Annotated in this window: 16 protein-coding genes; 12 read left to right on the top strand and 4 right to left on the bottom strand. The window is 66.6% G+C overall.

What is annotated here, in order from left to right; all coding sequences use genetic code 11:
- Window positions 1-101: 101 nt before the first annotated feature.
- Entirely contained in the window at window positions 102-767 is a 666-nt protein-coding gene (locus FM113_RS04395; RefSeq protein ID WP_176387075.1) for a TrkA family potassium uptake protein, read from the bottom strand.
- Entirely contained in the window at window positions 760-2,133 is a 1,374-nt protein-coding gene (locus tag FM113_RS04390; protein WP_087011889.1) for a TrkH family potassium uptake protein, read from the bottom strand. Before FM113_RS04390 ends, FM113_RS04395 begins: the two co-directional genes overlap by 8 nt.
- 220 nt (window positions 2,134-2,353) lie before the next feature.
- On the opposite strand from FM113_RS04390, the gene FM113_RS04385 reads away from it, so the two are divergent.
- The 4 genes from FM113_RS04385 to FM113_RS04370 all read left to right on the top strand — a co-directional run bounded on the left by FM113_RS04385 (window position 2,354) and on the right by FM113_RS04370 (window position 3,756).
- A complete protein-coding gene (locus tag FM113_RS04385) occupies window positions 2,354-2,830 on the top strand; it encodes a helix-turn-helix transcriptional regulator (protein ID WP_087011887.1) in 477 nt (158 codons plus the stop codon).
- A 106-nt stretch (window positions 2,831-2,936) separates the two neighbouring features.
- Window positions 2,937-3,035: an AURKAIP1/COX24 domain-containing protein gene (locus FM113_RS04380; protein ID WP_005504750.1), complete on the top strand. Its 99-nt coding sequence runs from the start codon at window positions 2,937-2,939 to the stop codon at window positions 3,033-3,035.
- A gap of 93 nt (window positions 3,036-3,128) precedes the next feature.
- The gene (locus FM113_RS04375) at window positions 3,129-3,419 is read left to right on the top strand and encodes a glutaredoxin family protein (RefSeq protein WP_087011885.1); all 291 of its coding nucleotides are present in this window, start codon (window positions 3,129-3,131) and stop codon (window positions 3,417-3,419) included.
- A gap of 34 nt (window positions 3,420-3,453) precedes the next feature.
- A complete protein-coding gene (locus FM113_RS04370; RefSeq protein ID WP_087011883.1) occupies window positions 3,454-3,756 on the top strand; it encodes a Dabb family protein in 303 nt (100 codons plus the stop codon).
- A gap of 170 nt (window positions 3,757-3,926) precedes the next feature.
- Here FM113_RS04370 and FM113_RS04365 read toward each other — a convergent pair whose 3' ends face one another.
- A complete protein-coding gene (locus FM113_RS04365; protein WP_087011881.1) occupies window positions 3,927-5,207 on the bottom strand; it encodes an NAD(P)/FAD-dependent oxidoreductase in 1,281 nt (426 codons plus the stop codon).
- Window positions 5,208-5,442: 235 nt separating this feature from the next.
- The gene (locus tag FM113_RS04360; protein ID WP_087011879.1) at window positions 5,443-6,369 is read right to left on the bottom strand and encodes a LysR family transcriptional regulator; all 927 of its coding nucleotides are present in this window, start codon (window positions 6,367-6,369) and stop codon (window positions 5,443-5,445) included.
- A 147-nt stretch (window positions 6,370-6,516) separates the two neighbouring features.
- Between FM113_RS04360 and FM113_RS04355 the strand changes: the two genes are divergently transcribed.
- From FM113_RS04355 to FM113_RS04320, 8 genes are all read left to right on the top strand, one after another.
- Complete coding sequence (locus tag FM113_RS04355; RefSeq protein WP_087011877.1) at window positions 6,517-6,948, top strand: RidA family protein; 432 nt, start codon at window positions 6,517-6,519, stop codon at window positions 6,946-6,948.
- Window positions 6,945-7,622, top strand: a complete 678-nt coding sequence (locus FM113_RS04350) for a DUF1028 domain-containing protein (RefSeq protein WP_087011875.1) — start codon at window positions 6,945-6,947, stop codon at window positions 7,620-7,622. Before FM113_RS04355 ends, FM113_RS04350 begins: the two co-directional genes overlap by 4 nt.
- Entirely contained in the window at window positions 7,615-8,757 is a 1,143-nt protein-coding gene (locus FM113_RS04345; protein WP_087011873.1) for a M20 family metallopeptidase, read from the top strand. Before FM113_RS04350 ends, FM113_RS04345 begins: the two co-directional genes overlap by 8 nt.
- An 84-nt stretch (window positions 8,758-8,841) precedes the next feature.
- The gene (locus tag FM113_RS04340) at window positions 8,842-10,332 is read left to right on the top strand and encodes an aldehyde dehydrogenase family protein (RefSeq protein WP_087011871.1); all 1,491 of its coding nucleotides are present in this window, start codon (window positions 8,842-8,844) and stop codon (window positions 10,330-10,332) included.
- 140 nt (window positions 10,333-10,472) lie between these two features.
- Window positions 10,473-11,909, top strand: a complete 1,437-nt coding sequence (locus FM113_RS04335) for an aspartate aminotransferase family protein (protein WP_087011869.1) — start codon at window positions 10,473-10,475, stop codon at window positions 11,907-11,909.
- Between the two features lie 106 nt (window positions 11,910-12,015).
- Complete coding sequence (locus FM113_RS04330; RefSeq protein ID WP_087011867.1) at window positions 12,016-13,440, top strand: cytosine permease; 1,425 nt, start codon at window positions 12,016-12,018, stop codon at window positions 13,438-13,440.
- Window positions 13,437-15,122 (top strand): amidohydrolase, encoded by a 1,686-nt coding sequence (locus FM113_RS04325; protein ID WP_087011865.1) that lies wholly within the window; start codon window positions 13,437-13,439, stop codon window positions 15,120-15,122. Before FM113_RS04330 ends, FM113_RS04325 begins: the two co-directional genes overlap by 4 nt.
- An 11-nt stretch (window positions 15,123-15,133) precedes the next feature.
- A partial coding sequence (locus FM113_RS04320) for a cytosine permease (protein WP_140393283.1) occupies window positions 15,134-16,605 on the top strand: 1,472 nt, incomplete at its 3' end.

Genomic DNA, 16,605 nt, shown 5'->3' with positions numbered 1-16,605 from the left:
AAACGGTGGCAATTTATCTGGCCCGACCCGTTTTCCGGGAAGAACTCATCGGGCCAGATAAATTGCCACCGTTTGGGCGCGGGCGGGTGCGGGTGTGGGCGCTACGCGATTGTGGCGAAGCGTTCCACATCTGACGCGGTGCCGCTGACAATGATGAGGTCGTGGGGTGAGATCAGCGTGTCCTGCGTTGCGTGCGTGAACGGCTGTCCAGGTGTCTTGACGCCGACAACGGTGACGCGGTAGCGGGTACGCACCCCACTATCGGCGAGGGTGCGGCCGCGGATCGAGCGCGGCGGGTACATCTTCGCGATCACGTAGTTGTTGTCGAACTGGATGAAGTCGAGCATCGCGCCGCTCAGCAGGTGGGCCACGCGCTCGCCGGCTTCCCGCTCCGGGTAGATCACGTGGTTGACCCCGATCCGCTCCAGGATCTTGCCGTGGGAGGCCGAGATCGCTTTGGCCCAGATTTGCGGGATCTCAAGGTCCACGAGGTTTGCGGCGATCAGCACGCTCGCCTCAATGGAGGAGCCTGTGGCGACGACCGCAACCTGGAACTCGTCGGCACCGATCTGGCGCAGCGCCTCCATCGAACGGGCGTCGGCCTGCACCGCGTGCGTAACGCGATCGGCCCACTTCTGGACAAGAGTCGGGTCGGTGTCGACCACCAGGACCTCGCGGTCCTGACGGTCAAGCTGACCCGCGGTGGCCGCGCCGAAGCGGCCGAGGCCGATGACAAGCACCGGGGCATCACTGCGAATATCAACCAACGATCGGCCTTTCTTCGGGGAGTCGGAACAACCGTGAACGGTTGGTGGCGGCGATAGCCGCCGCGAGGGTGACGGTGCCGACACGGCCCGCCCACATTGTGGCGATCAGCACGTATTTTCCGCCGTCCGGGAGCTCCGCGGACAGGTTGGAGGACAGCCCACAGGTGCCGAATGCGGAGATCACCTCGAACAGCACGATGTCGAGCGATTCGCCAGTCATATGCATGATCGCGACGGTCGCCGCGAGCACGATCGTCGCCCCCCAGATGAGGATCGACACGGAAACTCGCAGCACCTCGTTCGGGATACTGCGCCCGAACGCCTGCACGTCCTTGTACCCGCGAGCCTCCGCGAATGCCGCGAGGAACAAGACGGCAATTGTCGTGACCTTGATCCCGCCGGCCGTGGACGCGGAACCGCCACCGACAAACATCAGCATGTCCATGACCAGCAGAGTCGAACCGTTCATGTCGAGCGGGTCAATAATGCCGAGCCCGCCGGAGCGCGTCATGATCGACATGTACACGGAGCTGAACATCGTCTGCCAGAAGTTCTGGTTGCCGAGCGTTGCCTGGTTGTTCCACTCGAGCGCCGCGATTGCAAGCCAGCCGAAGATCACAAACACGAGGGTGGTCGTGAGGGTGAGCTTCGCGTGGAGGCCGAGTCGCTTGTGCGCACGCCAGCCGCTGCCGATGACGTAGCGGTAGAGGGCGAAGATGACGGGGAACCCGATCGCGCCGAGGAACACGCCGATCGCGAGCACGGTGAGGAGATATACGTCGGTCGCGAACGGTTCGAGGCCGCCGCCCAGCGGGACAAAGCCGGTGTTCGTGAATGCCGAGGCAGCGAGGTAGAACCCGTTCCACAGCGCATGGGGGAGGTCGTAGCCCGCCATCATGAGGCGCGGAGTGATGAGAATTGTGAGCGCCGCCTCGATGATGACAACGCTGAGCGCGACGGCACCCAGCAGCCCGCCGATCTCGCCGAGGCCCACAGCCTGGCTCTCGGAGACGTCGCGGCCCATCCGCATCGGGTTCGTGTCGCCCGCGGCGAGCAGGCGCTGGCGGAGCCCGAGGCGGCGCGTCACGGTAAGCCCGAGGATGCTCGCGAGCGTCAGTACGCCGATACCGCCGATCTGGAGGCCGGCGAGCACGATGATTTCGCCGAAAAGTGACCAGTGCGTGGACATGTCCACTGTTGAAAGCCCGGTCACGCAGATTGCGGACACTGCGGTGAAGAGCGCGTCTGCCAGCGGGGTCATCTTCCCGCTGCTGCTCGCGATGGGGAGCGAGAGCATCGCGGTCCAGAGCAGGATCAGCGCGGTGAAGACAAGGAGCGCGAAGCGTGCGGGGGAGGAATGGATCATCCCGCCCAACCACGACCGCCGCGAGAGCGCAGCGGAGCGGCGTCGGCTCCTGACGGATGCCCCCACAGTGCCCTACTTTCCCGGTGACGGTGCGAGGCGCACGATGATCATGGTCTCGGCTTGCTGGTGTCATGGTACACATGCCGAGCGGCTCAGGTGAATTATCGGCCCGCGGCACGCGGGTGCGGACAGAATCGTCCCGGCCCACTACCCTGGGGCTATGCCAGATATCTTCGGGGTTATTGCCGACGCGACCCGGCGCGACATCCTGCAGGTCCTGCTCGAGCGGGTGCAGCGTGACGCCGAGATCAGCGTGTCCGAGATTGTCGGGCAGCTTGAGATCAGCCAACCGACTGTTTCGAAGCACCTGAAGGTGCTCCGCGAGGCCGAGCTTGTCACTGTCCGCGAGGAAGGTCAGCACCGCTACTACTCGTTGAACGCCGAGCCGCTTGAGATGATCGAAGACTTCGTCATCCCCTTCCTCTCCGCAGACTTTGACACCGAGGTTACGGTCGAATATCTCTCGGAGTCGGGCGAGCGAATCCCTGGTCCGGGCGATCAGGATGCGTTCTCGAACCTGGACGAGGAAGTGCTTCCGGAGGAGGCCGCGGCCGCCGCTGAACGCATGGGACGCGCCGCAGCGCGCGCCGAAAATCGGGTCAAAGAGCTCGTCGCTCGCTTCCGTCTGCGCGAGTGATCTGAAGAAATCTCGGCGTTGGGTTCGCGCTGCGGCCACACACCGAGTAGGATTACTGTTTTGTGGGCCACGAATCCGGCGGCCCGAGAGACGTTGTGAGGTGACCGTGGGTTCTGTTATTAAGAAGCGCCGTAAGCGTATGTCCAAGAAGAAGCACCGCAAGCTGCTTCGGAAGACGCGTCACCAGCGTCGAAACAAGAAGTAGTCGACGCGCCTCGGGCGCGACGGATGCTGGCGTCGGGCCCTTGGTCCGGCGCCATTGTGTTTTCTGGGGATGCGACACGTGCGGAGGAACGCAATGCGAACGGTGCGGTTGACACTGATCGGGAAGCCCGGCTGTCACCTGTGTGACGATGCGCGTGAGGTCGTCGAGCGCGTCCGCGCCGAAGCCGCGGAGCAGGGCTTCGCGACCGAGCTCGAGGAGCTTGATATTCTGCAGGACCCCGCCCTCGCTCGCGTCCACGCCGAGAGTATTCCGGTGCTCCAGATCAACGGTAAGCGGCACGCGATCTGGCGCGTGGATCCTGCGCGCCTCGCGCCCGCGATCCAGAAGGCGGCCCGCGGCCCGCTCGGCCGGCTGCTGCCGTAATTCACCACAGTTTGCGTGACCCGAAAGGCCTCTCATGACCCTGCGCCACATTGTTTCCTGGAAGCTCGGCGGCGAATCGCGTGCCGAGCGTGATGCCCAGGCCGCGGAGATCACCGCCGCCCTCCTGCCGCTGCGCGAGCTCGTGCCGACGTTGCGCGCGCTCGACGTGCACCGCAACGAACTGTTCGACGGTGACAACTACGACCTGACGCTTGTCGCTGACTTTGATGACGCGGAGGGTCTCGCGGGCTACGCGACACACCCCGACCACGTCGCGGCAGGCGCCGTCGTGAAGCAGCACGCGGTGGCCCGCGTCGCCACAGACTTCACGCTCTAGCCAAGCCCCCACGCCCTCAAGCCCCTGGGGTCCCAAGCCCCTGGGGTCTCAGGGCTCATCCCGGCGAGAACGCATTTTGGCACCTTTCCCATCGCGGGAAGGTGCCAAAATGCGTTCTCGGCCAGGTAGCGGGCTCGTGGGTAGCGGGTGCCTGGGGAGCAGGGTGGAAGTTAGGCCCCTGCGAGGGCCGGCGTGCTCGGGGTGTAGGCCCGGTAGCTTTGCTGGATCGCGATCTGGTCTGCAAGGTACTTCGCGTCGTGCCAGACGCCCCAGATGAAGCTGGAGCCGCGGCGCGACTGCCAGGGAAGCCCGAGGAAGTAGACGCCGGGCTCGCGCGAGACGCCGCGCTGGTGCACCGGGCGGCCGACCTCGTCGAACGCGTTGACCTGCAGCCAGCTGTAGTCGGCGCGGAAGCCTGTCGCCCACACGATCGAGGTGATGCCCGCCGCGGCGAGATCCAGCTCCAGGATCGGGTCGGTGACGCACTCCGGGTCTGGACCAAGTTCGCGGGCCGCGGGTTCCTCGGGAAGGTCAAGACCCATGCGTTCGATGTACGCGTCGGCTTCGTCGAGCAGGGTGAGGTAGTTCTCATCGCCGCCGCAGATGTTGGTGGCGAGATCCGTGCCGAATCGCATGACGCCGTGCTCAAAAGCGTTGGCGCGGCCCACGAGCGTGATGCCGTCGGCGGCGAGGTTCCGGAAATCGATGGTGCGGCCGCCGTCCGCGCCGCTCACGGCAATTGTTACGTGCTCCGCGCCCTCCGCGGGCGTAGCTGCATCCCACTTGCCCAGCACCCCGAGCCACCACACAAAGCTCCGGTTGCGGTAGCGCTGCGGCGGGCGATCGTGCGGTCCGACCGCAAGCGTGACCTGGCGGCCGGCCTGGCGAAGCTCGTTCGCGATCTGCACGCCGGAGGACCCGGCACCGACGACGAGGACGCCGCCGTCGGGGAGCTGCTGCGGATTGCGGTAGCCCGCGGAGTGCAGCTGCGTGAGGCCGGCGTGCTCGGGGACGAGCGGCGGGATCGCCGGAACCTGAAACGCGCCGGTCGCCGCCACAATGTACCGAGCCCGGATCGCGCCGGCTGAGGTCTGCACCTGGAAGCCCGCCGCGTGGGGGAGCTTGTGCACAGCCTGCACTTCGACACCGCAGCGGATCGGGGCGTTGATCTGCTGTGCATACTCCTCGAAGTACGCGGCGACCCGTTCCTTGGTGGCGAAGGCATCCGGGTCCACGTCGGTGAACTCGAGGCCGGGAAAGCGGTCGTGCCAGGCGGGACCGTTCGCGACGAGCGAGTCCCAGCGTTCGGAACGCCACCGCTCCGCGATCCGGTGCCGTTCCACCACGATGTGGGCCACGCCCTGCGCGCTCAGGTGCTCGCTCATGGCGACGCCGGCTTGCCCGGCACCGACGACGAGGACATCGGTGACCTCGGGTTCTGGGGTCGACATAGTTCGTTCTCCGCTCGAATTGGGGTCGATGCGAATCGGTGGCGCGGTGCCGCAGTGCACACGGCGCCGAGGATTCGGCCGGGGCGCGGGAGGTGCGGCCCGGATACGCACCAGCAAACCTCAGGGTTCGGGCGGGAAGCCAATACACATTCGCGGAGCACTGCATCGGTTTCTGCGATGCAGTGTGTGTGGGGGATCGGAAAAAGGCATTCCCGATACGGGGCGGGGAGGAACCTTACTGAGACGCTGGCACCGCGCCGGTGACAAGCTCGCGCACGGCAGCGGCCACCGCACGTGAACGCGCGGTGCGCTCGACCTGGGCGAGCGAAGCCACCGTGACGTTGAGGCTCCGCACATCATCGCTGATGTCGACAACCACAGTCTTGTTCCCGGTGTATGTCTCTTCGATCAGTGGCCGCTGGTTCAAGATCGCGAAGCCGCAGCCCATGGCGACAAGCGAGCGCACGGCCTCGTAGTTCTTGGTGCGGTACTTGATGTTTGGGGTGATGCCTGCGTCGCTGAACAGCCGCAGGAAGTACGCGCTGCTGTCGGGGAGGTCGAGCAGCACAAGCGGATCATCCGCAAGCTCCGCGAGTGCCACTTCCGAGCGCCCGGCGAGGGGGTGAGCGGTGTCGAGAATGACGTGCGGGGACACCTCGGCGATGAACTCGTGCGCGATCCCGTCTGGCGCGGTGAGGTCGTAGCCCACGACGACCTCGGCACGGCCGCCGCGCAGGGCCGCGAGATTTTCCTCGTGATCCCCTTCAAGCACGTCAACGGTGAGGCCCGGATAGCGGTCCTGGAGCAGCGCGAGCAGCTGGGGGAGGAGGAACGGGGTGAGCGTGTGGAAGCACGCGATCGTGATCCCCCCGCGGACCTCGTTCTGCTCGGCTTGGATGTTCTCGATTGTGTCGGTGAGGAGGCCGAACAGGCGGTGGGTATCCCGCAGCAGTTCTTCACCGGACGCCGTCAGGATCAGGCCCTTTGAGTGCTGCCGGATGAACAGGGCCGTGCCGAGCGAGCGTTCGAGGTGAGAGATCGCCGTCGAGACCGCGGACTGGGCGACGTGGAGTTGCTGGCTTGCCGCGGTCATGTTCAGCGTCTTTGCGCACTCCGCGAAGTAGCTGAGCTGGGTCAGTGTGATGGCGAAACGGTGACTCATGCGAGGCTCCTCAGGCGGCGGGACGCACCCAAGTGCATCTAAATTATCGATAGCCTAGCTCCGTTTTGAGTATTTTACAGATGCACTTGCGATGTCGACAATGGTGCTCAGGACCCCTTTCACCCCGCAACTCAACGAGGAGACACCGTGACGGAGACAACGCATACGCGCCTGCGGAAGTTCAACACCCGCGAGACCTACCCGGAGCAGAACCTCGACAACGATCTCTGCCAGGCCGTCGTTGCGGGCGGGGTTGTGTACCTCCGCGGCCAGATCGGGCAGGACCTCGACACTCGCGAGTCAGTGGGCATTGGAGACGTGACCGCGCAGACCGAGCAAGCCATGCGAAACATCGCGATGCTGCTCGACGAGGCGGGCAGCAGCCTGGCCGACATCGTGAAGGTCACGATCTACATCATCGACCCGCGCTACCGCGAGGACGTGTACCGCACGGTGGGGAAGTGGCTGAAAGGCGTGTACCCGGTGTCCACGGGCATCGTGGTGCAGGCGCTCGCGCGGCCCGAGTGGCTCGTCGAGATCGACGCCACCGCCGTGCTGAGTGACGGGGTCCGGGCATGACCTTCTCACTGATCCTCCGGGACGCCGCGACCGGCGAGTTTGGCTCCGCAATCTCCTCTTCCTCACCCGCCGTCGCTGCGCGCTGTGTGAACCTCGCCGACGGTATCGGCGGCGCGCACTCGCAGAACGTGACCGACCCGCGCCTCGGCCCCGCGCTCCTCGCCGAGCTCAGCTCCGGGGCCACCGCGCAGCAGGCCGTCGACCGCGTGGTCGCGACCCAGGATCCCGCGACGATCGGATACCGGCAGCTGCTTGTACTCGATGCTGAGGGGCGCGCCGCGGTGTTTTCCGGGGAGCGCGCGCTCGGGATCTTTGGTTCGGCCAGACGCGAAAACGCGGTCGCGGGCGGCAACATGCTGGCGAGCCTCGACGTGCTTGATGCGCTTGTTGACACGGCGCTGTCCACATCGGGCCGGATCGAGGAACGCCTCCTCGCCGCGCTCCAGGCCGCCGGCGCAGCCGGGGGCGAGGCCGGCCCCGTGCACTCCGCGGGGATGGCAGTCGTGGGATCAGCCGGCTGGCGGATCACGGATCTCCGGGTCGACTGGTCCGAGGACCCCATCGGAGAACTCGGCCGGGTGCTCGAGCAATGGCTGCCGCAGCGCGACGACTACACCCACCGCGGGCTGAACCCCGCGGTCGCCCCCTCGTACGGGGTGCCCGGCGATGAGTGACCCGCTGAAAGCGCGCGTCGCGGCGCGGGCCGCCGAGGTTGACGCCGAACTGATCGCGCTCTCGAACGACCTCCACGCGCACCCCGAGACGGGCTGGCAGGAACACCGATCATCCGCCGCAGTCGCCGCGGTCCTCGCCGCGCACGGCTTCATCGTCGAGCAGCCCTACCAGGACCTTGAGACCGCGTTTCGTGCGGTGCGCGAACCGGCATCCCGGGTGCGTTTCACCGTCGGCTTCCTCGCGGAATACGATGCGCTTCCCGGACTGGGGCACGCCTGCGGCCACAACCTCATCTCGGCGATGTCCGTGGGTGCGGCGCTCGCACTCGCCGCCGTGGCGGACGAGGCCGGGATCGCGGTGGAGGTGATCGGTACCCCCGCCGAAGAGGGCGGCGGGGGCAAGATCACGCTGCTGGATCGCGGCGCGTTCCTGAACCTCGACTTTGCGCTCATGGCGCACCCCGCCCCCGTTGACGTGGCCGAGGCCAGGCCCTTCGCGGTGACCCACTGGCATGTTCAATACGACGGCCGGGCCGCGCACGCCGCCGCATACCCGGAGCGCGGGATCAACGCGAATGACGCGTTCCTCGTCGCGCAGGTGGCGCTCGGCCTGCTCCGGCAGCAGCTGCCCGCAACAGCGCGCGTGCACGGCGTGCAGACCCGCGGCGGCGAGGCCCCCAATGCGATCCCGGAGCGCACCGAGGGGCGCTGGTACGTGCGCGCCGAAACCACTGAGCAGCTGCTCGCCCTTGAGGAGCGCGTCCGCGCGTGCTTCGAGGCCGGCGCACTCGCCACGGGCGCGCGGCTGACGATCACCCCCGAGAGCGAGCGCTACGCCGAGATGCGCACCGACGAGGCTGCGCTCGATAGGTACCGGGAGAATGCGACCGCGCTCGGCCGAAACTTCGACGTCGATCCGGCAGCCGCCACGATGAACCGCGCCTCGACAGACATGGGCAACGTCTCCCAGCTTGTCAACGCGATCCACCCCTACATCGGGGTCGGCGGCGAGGCGAGTAACCATCAGCCCGCCTTCGCCGCGGCATGCGTCGGCCCCGCCGCTGAGCAGGCGCTCCGCGATGGCGTCCTGGGGCTCGCCTGGACCGCGCTCGACGTGGCGCGGAACCGCAGTTGAGCCCGCAGCTGATCCCGCACTGATTTCGCACTGATCCTGGCGCCGCACACGGCGCGACCCCACCCACGGAGAAACGAGAACCACATGACCCGCACCCATGCCGAGTGGCAGGCCGCCGCTGCGGCCCTCAAGTTCGACGGCCGCGCCGTCATCGGGGGTGCCCGCGTTGCCGCGAGCTCGGGGAAGACAATCCCCAAGACAAACCCCGCCACCGGCGAGGTGATTTCCCAGATCCACGAGTGTGGTGAGGTCGAGGTGGCCGCTGCCGTTGCCGCCGCCCGCGCTGCCTACGAGTCCGGGGAGTGGTCTCGCGCCGGTGCCGGCTTCCGCCGCGAACGCCTGCTGGAACTCGCGCGCCTCATTGAGGAACGCGCCGACGAGTTCGCTCTGTACGACACGCTCGATATGGGGAAGCCGATCCGCGAGTCCTCGACGATCGATGCGCCCGGCTCCGCCGCGCTGTACCGCTTCTACGGGGAAGCCGTCGAGAAGCAGGAGAACCTGATCCCGGTCACGCCCCCGGGCTCCACCGCGCTCGTGACACGCGAGGCGCTCGGTGTTGTCGCCGTGATCGTGGCCTGGAACTATCCGCTCGAAATCGCCACGTGGAAGCTTGCCCCCGCGCTCGCTGCGGGCAACGCCGTGGTGGTGAAGCCGCCGGTGGAGGCCTCGCACTCGACGCTGCTGTTGGCCGAGCTCGCACTCGAAGCCGGGATCCCCGCGGGCATCGTGAACGTGGTCCCCGGCCGCGGCTCGGTCGTGGGGGCGGCGCTTGCCCTGCACGAGGACGTCGATATGCTCGCCTTCACGGGATCCACCGAGGTCGCTAAACAGCTGCAGCAGTACGCGGGTCAGTCAAACATGAAGCGCCTCGCGCTCGAGGCCGGCGGGAAAAGCTCGAACCTCATCTTCGCGGACTGCGACGACCTCGCGCTCGCGGCGCAGAAGGCCGCGTTTGGCAGCTTCTACAATCAGGGCGAGGTCTGTTCGGCGAACTCCCGGATCTTCGTGGAGCGCGCGGTATACGACGAGTTCCTGCGGCTCTATGCCGAGGCGGCCCGCGCGTACGCACCCGGGGATCCGCTGGACCCGGCGAGCGGGATCGGCTCGCTCGTTTCGGAGGCGCACGCGGACACTGTGTGGGCGACGATTGAGAACGCCCGCCGAGACGGCACAATCGTTGCGGGTGGCACCCGGCCGAAGATCGGCGGATCCCGCGCCTTCATCGAACCGACGATCGTCACGGACGTGCCCGCGGACCACGAGGTGCACACGCGCGAAATCTTCGGCCCCGTGGCCGTTGTCACACCCTTCGATACTGAGGAGGAGGCGATCGCGCGAGCGAATGAGACGCCCTTCGGCCTTGCCGCCTCGCTCTGGACGGGGAGCCTGGCCCGGGCGCACCGTGTCTCCGAACGACTCGTGGCTGGCACGGTGTCGGTGAACACCGTGGACGCCCTGGGCTTCACCACGCCGTTTGGCGGGTTCAAGCAGTCCGGGTTTGGCCGCGATCTTTCGGTTCACGCACTCGAGAATTACACGGATTACAAGACAACATGGATGCAGTGGGGCTAGGCGGGATCCGACGCCCAGCTGCATCTGAAAGCACGATGCAGTGATCCGAAAATAACTATTTTACTGATGAATGAAGCGGTGTGACGATGGGTGCAGGAACCGCGACCCGTCCGGTCAATGCCGACTGAGAGGAACCCGACATGACCATGCAGCAGGAATTCTCCGACGTGAGCGCACAGCTCACCAACACTCCGAGCGGGCTCGCCGAGATCGCCAAGCGCCACCTGGTGATGAACTTCACCCCGGCAAGCAAGTACCGCGACGACGAGCTCCCCGTGTTTGTGCGCGGTGAGCACTGCTCAGTCTTCGACGAGAACGGCCGCCGCTTCTTCGACGGCCTCGCCGGGCTGTTCTGCGTGCAGCTGGGCTACACCCACGGTGCCGAGGTCGGTGACGCGGTGCGGGATCAGCTTGCGGCGCTCCCGTTCCAGACAACGTGGAGTGTGGCGCACCCGCCCGCCGCCCTGCTCGCACAGAAGATTGCGGAGCTCGCCCCCGGCGACCTGAACCGTGTGTTCTTCGCCTCCGGTGGCGGCGAATCAAACGAGGCCGCCATCAAACTGGCGCGGCAGTTCCACATCACCCGAGGCGAGGGGACACGCACCAAGTTCATCGCCCGCCGCGTCGCCTACCACGGCACGAGCTTTGGTGCGATGTCACTGAACGGGATGACTGACGTGCGCAAGATGTTCGAACCCCTCATGCACGGGGTGAGCCACACGCACAACACGAAGCGCTACCGCCGCCCCGAGGGCGAGACCGCCGAGCAGACCACGGCGTTCCTGCTGGGCGAGCTGGAATCGCTCATCGTGCAAGAGGGCGCCGACACCATCGCGGCGATCATCATGGAGCCGTTGCAGAACGCGGGCGGCAGCCTCACGCCGCCCACCCCGGACTACTTCCCGGGCGTGCGGGCGCTGTGCGACAAGTACGGCATCCTGCTCATTGCAGACGAGGTCATCACCGGCTATGGCCGTTTGGGCTCCTGGTTCGGTTCCGCGCACTACGGCTTCCAGCCCGACATGATCACGTTTGCAAAGGGCATCGCCTCGGCCTACATGCCGCTGGGTGGCGTGATCGCGAGCGACCGAATCATCGAGACCGTGCTCGACGGGCCACTCGGCATGTTCAACCACGCGCTCACCTACGGTGGCCACCCGGTCGCCTGTGCCGCAGCGCTGAAGAACCTCGAGATCATGGAGCGCGAAGGCGTCGTGGAAAACGTGGCCGAGCTGAGCCCGTATCTGGGTGAGAAGCTGGCTGAGGTCGCGTCCCAGCACGCGACGATCGTCGGCGATCTGCGCGGCGACGGCTTCCACCGCACCTTCGAGCTTGTCACGGACCACGCCGCGAAGCGCTGGGCCGAGACGCCGCTGAACGCGGGCGACTTCGTCGGCGGCCACCTGAACCCGGCACTTGCCCAGGCCGGACTGCTCTGCCGCGTCGCAATCGACGCCGAGGGCAACCCGCTCGTGCAGGTGTCGCCCCCGCTCGTGATGACGCGAGCGGACATTGACGAGCTCGCGGGGCTGTTGGACCAGGCCTTTACCGCCGCGACGGCAAGCGCGGGACTGTAACACCGCACGCTGAACACCCCGAGGGCCCGCACCGAGCGGGCCCTCGGCTGGCGCGATTCGTCGCGCCGTTTTTGACCCAACTTCAACGGCGAAATAGGGATCCCCCATGAGCGAATACCCAAAACTTTCGACATCCACGACAAAGATCATCACCTTCGAACGGCGCCACATCCGGCCGATTCCCGAAGACGAACGCCACGGGACCACGCGCGGGCTCTTTTTCGTGTGGCTCGGGATCAACATGCTCCCGCTCACGATTGTTACCGGCGCGCTCGGCCCCACCGTGTTTGGGCTTTCGCTCGGCTGGACAATCACCGCCGTGGTCATCGGGAACGTCGTCGGCGGACTCGGGGCCGCGTTGCACGCTTCGCAGGGGCCGCAGCTCGGCATCCCGCAAATGCTGCAGGCCCGCGGACAATTTGGCTACTTCGGTGGCAGCCTGCTGGCGCTCATCGCGGTGATCATGTTTCTCGGCTTCTTCGCCTCGAACCTCGTTGTTGCCGCGCAGAGCTTCGCCGCGGTGTTCCAGAGCGACAACATCAACATCGGCATCATTGTGTGCGCCGGAATCGCTCTCGTGGTCGCGATCTTCGGCTACGACCTCGTCCGCAAGCTCATGGCCGTGTTCTCGGTGGTCATCGGCCTGCTCGTGGTCGTGTCGATCATCATCGCGGTCTCAAACCCGGCGACGTTTGTGCCGCACGCGGAGCTCGGCTACAACACGGCCGGATTTTTCGGCATGCTCGCGATCGGCGTGACCTGGCAGCTCGCCTACGCCCCGTATGTCTCCGACTACTCGCGCTACATGCCGCGTGAGGGCGGGGCCAAGCAGGCGTTCTGGGCAACCTACCTGGGCCTCGTGATCGGCACCGTGCTCGTTATGCTGCTCGGAGCGCTTGTCGGCCTGACCACCGCGGACGGGGACACAATGGCCGCACTTGGCCGCCTCCTCGGCGGCTTCGGCCCGGTTGTGCTCTTTGCGTTCGGGATCGCCTCAGCGATCATGAACTCCTCCAACATTTATTCCGGGGTGATGTCCTCGCTCACCGTACTCGAGACGATCTCCGCCAAGATCCGGATCAACACCTCAAAGCGCATCCTCATGACGGTGGCCTACGCCGTGCTCGCCATGCTCGGGGCGCTGCTCGGCAAGGACAGCTTCCTGCTGATCTTCGGTGACTTCGTCACGCTGCTGTTGTACGTCCTGATCCCGTGGTCCGCCATCAACCTCGTGGACTACTTTGTGCTGCGCAAGGGCCACTACGAGGTCGACGATATGTTCCGACGTGACGGCGGACGTTATGGTCGCTGGGACTCGGCGGGTCTCGTGAGCTACCTGATCGGCATCCTTGTGCAGATTCCGTTCATGGTGACGGGCCTGTACACGGGGCCGCTCGCTGAGCCGCTCGGGTTCGTGGACGTTGCCTGGATCTTCGGATTCATCGTCCCGGGCGTGCTCTACTACCTGTGGCGGCGCGGCAGCGCGGCGGCAGAGCTCACTGCCGATGCGCGTGAGCGGGTCGCCGCGTGAGCGCGCCGGATCTGATTGTCACCGGTGCCCAGGTGTGGGCCCCGGCGCTCAGCGCGGACACGGCGCTCGCTGTGCGGGATGGCCGGATCGTGGCGGTGGGTAGCGATACCGCGATTCAGGCGCTCGCCGCTCCCACGACCGAGCGGATCGATGCCGGGGGTGCAGCGCTGCTTCCGGGTTTCCATGATGCCCACATCCACGCGCTCGCTGGGGGGCTCGCGCTGCTCGGCTGTGACCTGGAGACCGAGCACTCGCTCGACGGCTACGGCAGGCTCATCCGGGACACCGCCGCGCTCGGCGAGCCCTGGGTGATCGGTGCCGGCTGGTTCGGTGACGTGTTCCCCGGGGGCCTCCCCACGCGGGAGCTTCTCGATGAGTGGGTGCCGGATCGCCCCGCCGTGCTCACGAGTCACGACGCCCACGGGGTCTGGGTGAATACGCGCGCACTCGAGCGTGCAGGGATCACCGACGAGACACCGGATCCGCCGGCCGGGCGGATCGTGCGGGACGCCGCCGGGGTCGCGACGGGCATGCTGCTCGACACCGCTGGCGAACTCGTCACCCGCCACGCGCCGCCACGCGGTGCCGCTGAGATGCGACGGGCGCTCCGTGCCGCACAGGATCGCCTCTTCTCCCTCGGAATTACGAGCTGGCACGACGCGATCCTGGGTGACTACCTCACCCTGCCCGACAGCCTGCCCACCTACCTGGAGACACGCGCCGACGGGAGCCTGCTGGCCAGAGTTACCGGGTCAATGTGGTGGCCGCCGACGGCCGGGCCCGCATACCTGCCCGAAATGTTCGCGCGCATCGAAGCGGCGCAGGCCGCGGGATTCGCGGTCTCGAGCGTCAAGATCATGCAGGACGGGATTTGCGAGAACTGCACAGCGGCGCTCATCGACCCCTACATCGGGGTGTCACCCGCGGTGCGCGGTGACTCGGTGATTCCGCCCGCAGACCTCGCGCAGATCACCGCGACGCTCGATGCCGCGGGCCTCAGCGTCCACTTCCACGGGGTGGGCGATCGGGCCGTACGCGAGTGCCTCGACGCGGTCGCCGCGGCGCGGGCGCGCAACGGGAACGCGGGGGCGCGGCACCAGATTGCACACCTTGACCTCGTGGATCCCGCAGACATTGCGCGGTTCGCCGAACTTGGTGTGACCGCGAATCTGCAACCGCTGTGGGCGCGCAACGACCAGGAGATACTCGAGCGCAAGCTCCCGCTGCTCGGAGCCGAGCGGGCCAAGTCCCACTTCCCGTTCGGCTCACTGCACCGCGCCGGGGCGCACTTGGCGATGGGCAGTGACTGGCCCGTGACAAGTCCCGACCCACTGTGGGGGCTGCACACCGCGTGCACCCGCACCGCGCCCGCGGCCGACGTGCACGCGCTGAACCCGGACTCCCGGATCCCCGCGCGAGCGGCGGAACAGCTGAGCCCCGAGGTGGCGATCCGCGCCTACACGCTCGGCTCGGCCGAGATCGCGGGTGTCGCGGATCAGCTCGGCCGCATCGGCATCGGGGCGCTCGCCGACCTGGTGCTGCTGAGCGGTCCGATCGGGGGTCCTGGCGACTTCGATCGGGTGCGCGTTGCGCGCACAATTCTCGGCGGCACCACGGTGTATGCCGACACCACCACGAATGACCGTGATCCCGCACCGGCATCTCAGCCGGCACGGGTGTGACAAGGAGAGACATGACTCAGGAACCACCCGTCGTCACGAAGTCATTCGTGCGATTTGAACAGCAACACATTCTGCCCATCCCCGAAACGGAGCGGACGGGCACAAGCAAGTCGATCTTCGCGATCTGGGTGGGCCTCAACATGATGCCCCTGACCGTGGTCACGGGTGCCGTCGCAACGGGGGCCTACTCGCTGCCGATCGGGTGGAGCATCGCCGCGCTTCTGATCGGCAACGTGATCGGTGCCTTCGGCTCGGCGCTGCACGCATCGCAGGGCCCGCACCTCGGCATCCCGCAGATGCTCCAGGCCCGCGCTCAGTTCGGGTATCTCGGGGGCGGCCTCTTTGCGCTGATCGCCTTCATCATGTTTATGGGTTTCTTCGTGGGGATCCTGATCGTCGCGAAGGACGCGCTGCTCGCCGTGTTCCCCGGCGTGAACGGTTCGGTCGCGATCATCGGATTCGCCGCCGTCGGTATCGCCCTGTGCGTGTTCGGCTTCGACCTGCTGCGCAAGACGATGGTCTACATCTCGATTCTTATCGCGATCGCCGTGACAGTGTCGATGGTGATGCTCTGGCTGCAGCCCGAGGTGACCGCCTCTCGGAACGACGCGGAGTTCACCCTTGAAGGCTTCTTCGCGGTCCTCGCGATCGGTGTGGTGTGGCAGCTTGCCTACGCGCCCTACGTATCTGATTACACCCGGTACCTGCCCAAGAAGACCGGGCCCAAGACCGCGTTCTGGAGCACCTACCTGGGGCTCGTGTTGAGCTCGGTATTCGTGATGACCCTTGGCGTGCTGCTCGGTGCCGCGAACCCGGATAACCCGCTAGCCGCGCTGGGCGACCACCTCGGCGGGCTCGGCCTCGTGGTGCTCCTGGTGTTCGCGGTGACCTCCGCGCTCATCAACGGTGTGGAACTCTACTCGGCCGTGATGAACGCGCTCACGGGGATCCAGTCGAGCTTCAAGAACGTGGTGATCACGTCGGGGACGCGCGTCTGGACCACGGTCGTGTGTGGCGTTGTCGCAACGGTTGTCGCGCTGCTCGGCCAGGGCGACTTCATGACAGCGTTCGACAACTTCCTGTCGCTGCTGCTGTACGTGCTGGTTCCCTGGTCCGCCATCAACCTCGTTGACTACTTTGTCGTCAAGAAGGGCCACTACACGATCGGTGATCTCTTCGACCGCACCGGCGGGCAGTACGGGCGCTGGAACCTCGTCGGGCTCGGGAGCTACGCGATCGGCTTCCTCGCGCAGGTTCCGTTCATGATTACGGCCCTGTACACGGGGCCGATGGCGGCACCCCTGCACAACGTGGACATCGCCTGGCTTGTTGGCTTTGTCGTCACGGTGATTGTCTACCTTGTCTGGGTTAAGCTCGCTCCGAACGGCGGCACTCGGACTGTCGAGGAGTTCTCCGCAGAAGCGGCCCCGGCCGCGACCCCCACCCACATACCCCCCCCCCGCGCCCCCCCCCCCCCCCCCCC

Source organism: Leucobacter sp. 7(1), from assembly GCF_900163635.1.
GTDB lineage: Bacteria > Actinomycetota > Actinomycetes > Actinomycetales > Microbacteriaceae > Leucobacter.
This window is presented reverse-complemented; position numbering and strand designations above follow the sequence as displayed.

Coding starts and splice junctions, on each gene's coding strand:
- FM113_RS04390 (WP_087011889.1), bottom strand. CDS start 2,133: ATGATCCATTCCTCCCCCGCACGCTTCGCGCTCCTTGTCTTCACCGCG.
- FM113_RS04385 (WP_087011887.1), top strand. CDS start 2,354: ATGCCAGATATCTTCGGGGTTATTGCCGACGCGACCCGGCGCGACATC.
- FM113_RS04375 (WP_087011885.1), top strand. CDS start 3,129: ATGCGAACGGTGCGGTTGACACTGATCGGGAAGCCCGGCTGTCACCTG.
- FM113_RS04370 (WP_087011883.1), top strand. CDS start 3,454: ATGACCCTGCGCCACATTGTTTCCTGGAAGCTCGGCGGCGAATCGCGT.
- FM113_RS04365 (WP_087011881.1), bottom strand. CDS start 5,207: ATGTCGACCCCAGAACCCGAGGTCACCGATGTCCTCGTCGTCGGTGCC.
- FM113_RS04360 (WP_087011879.1), bottom strand. CDS start 6,369: ATGAGTCACCGTTTCGCCATCACACTGACCCAGCTCAGCTACTTCGCG.
- FM113_RS04350 (WP_087011875.1), top strand. CDS start 6,945: ATGACCTTCTCACTGATCCTCCGGGACGCCGCGACCGGCGAGTTTGGC.
- FM113_RS04345 (WP_087011873.1), top strand. CDS start 7,615: ATGAGTGACCCGCTGAAAGCGCGCGTCGCGGCGCGGGCCGCCGAGGTT.
- FM113_RS04340 (WP_087011871.1), top strand. CDS start 8,842: ATGACCCGCACCCATGCCGAGTGGCAGGCCGCCGCTGCGGCCCTCAAG.
- FM113_RS04335 (WP_087011869.1), top strand. CDS start 10,473: ATGACCATGCAGCAGGAATTCTCCGACGTGAGCGCACAGCTCACCAAC.
- FM113_RS04330 (WP_087011867.1), top strand. CDS start 12,016: ATGAGCGAATACCCAAAACTTTCGACATCCACGACAAAGATCATCACC.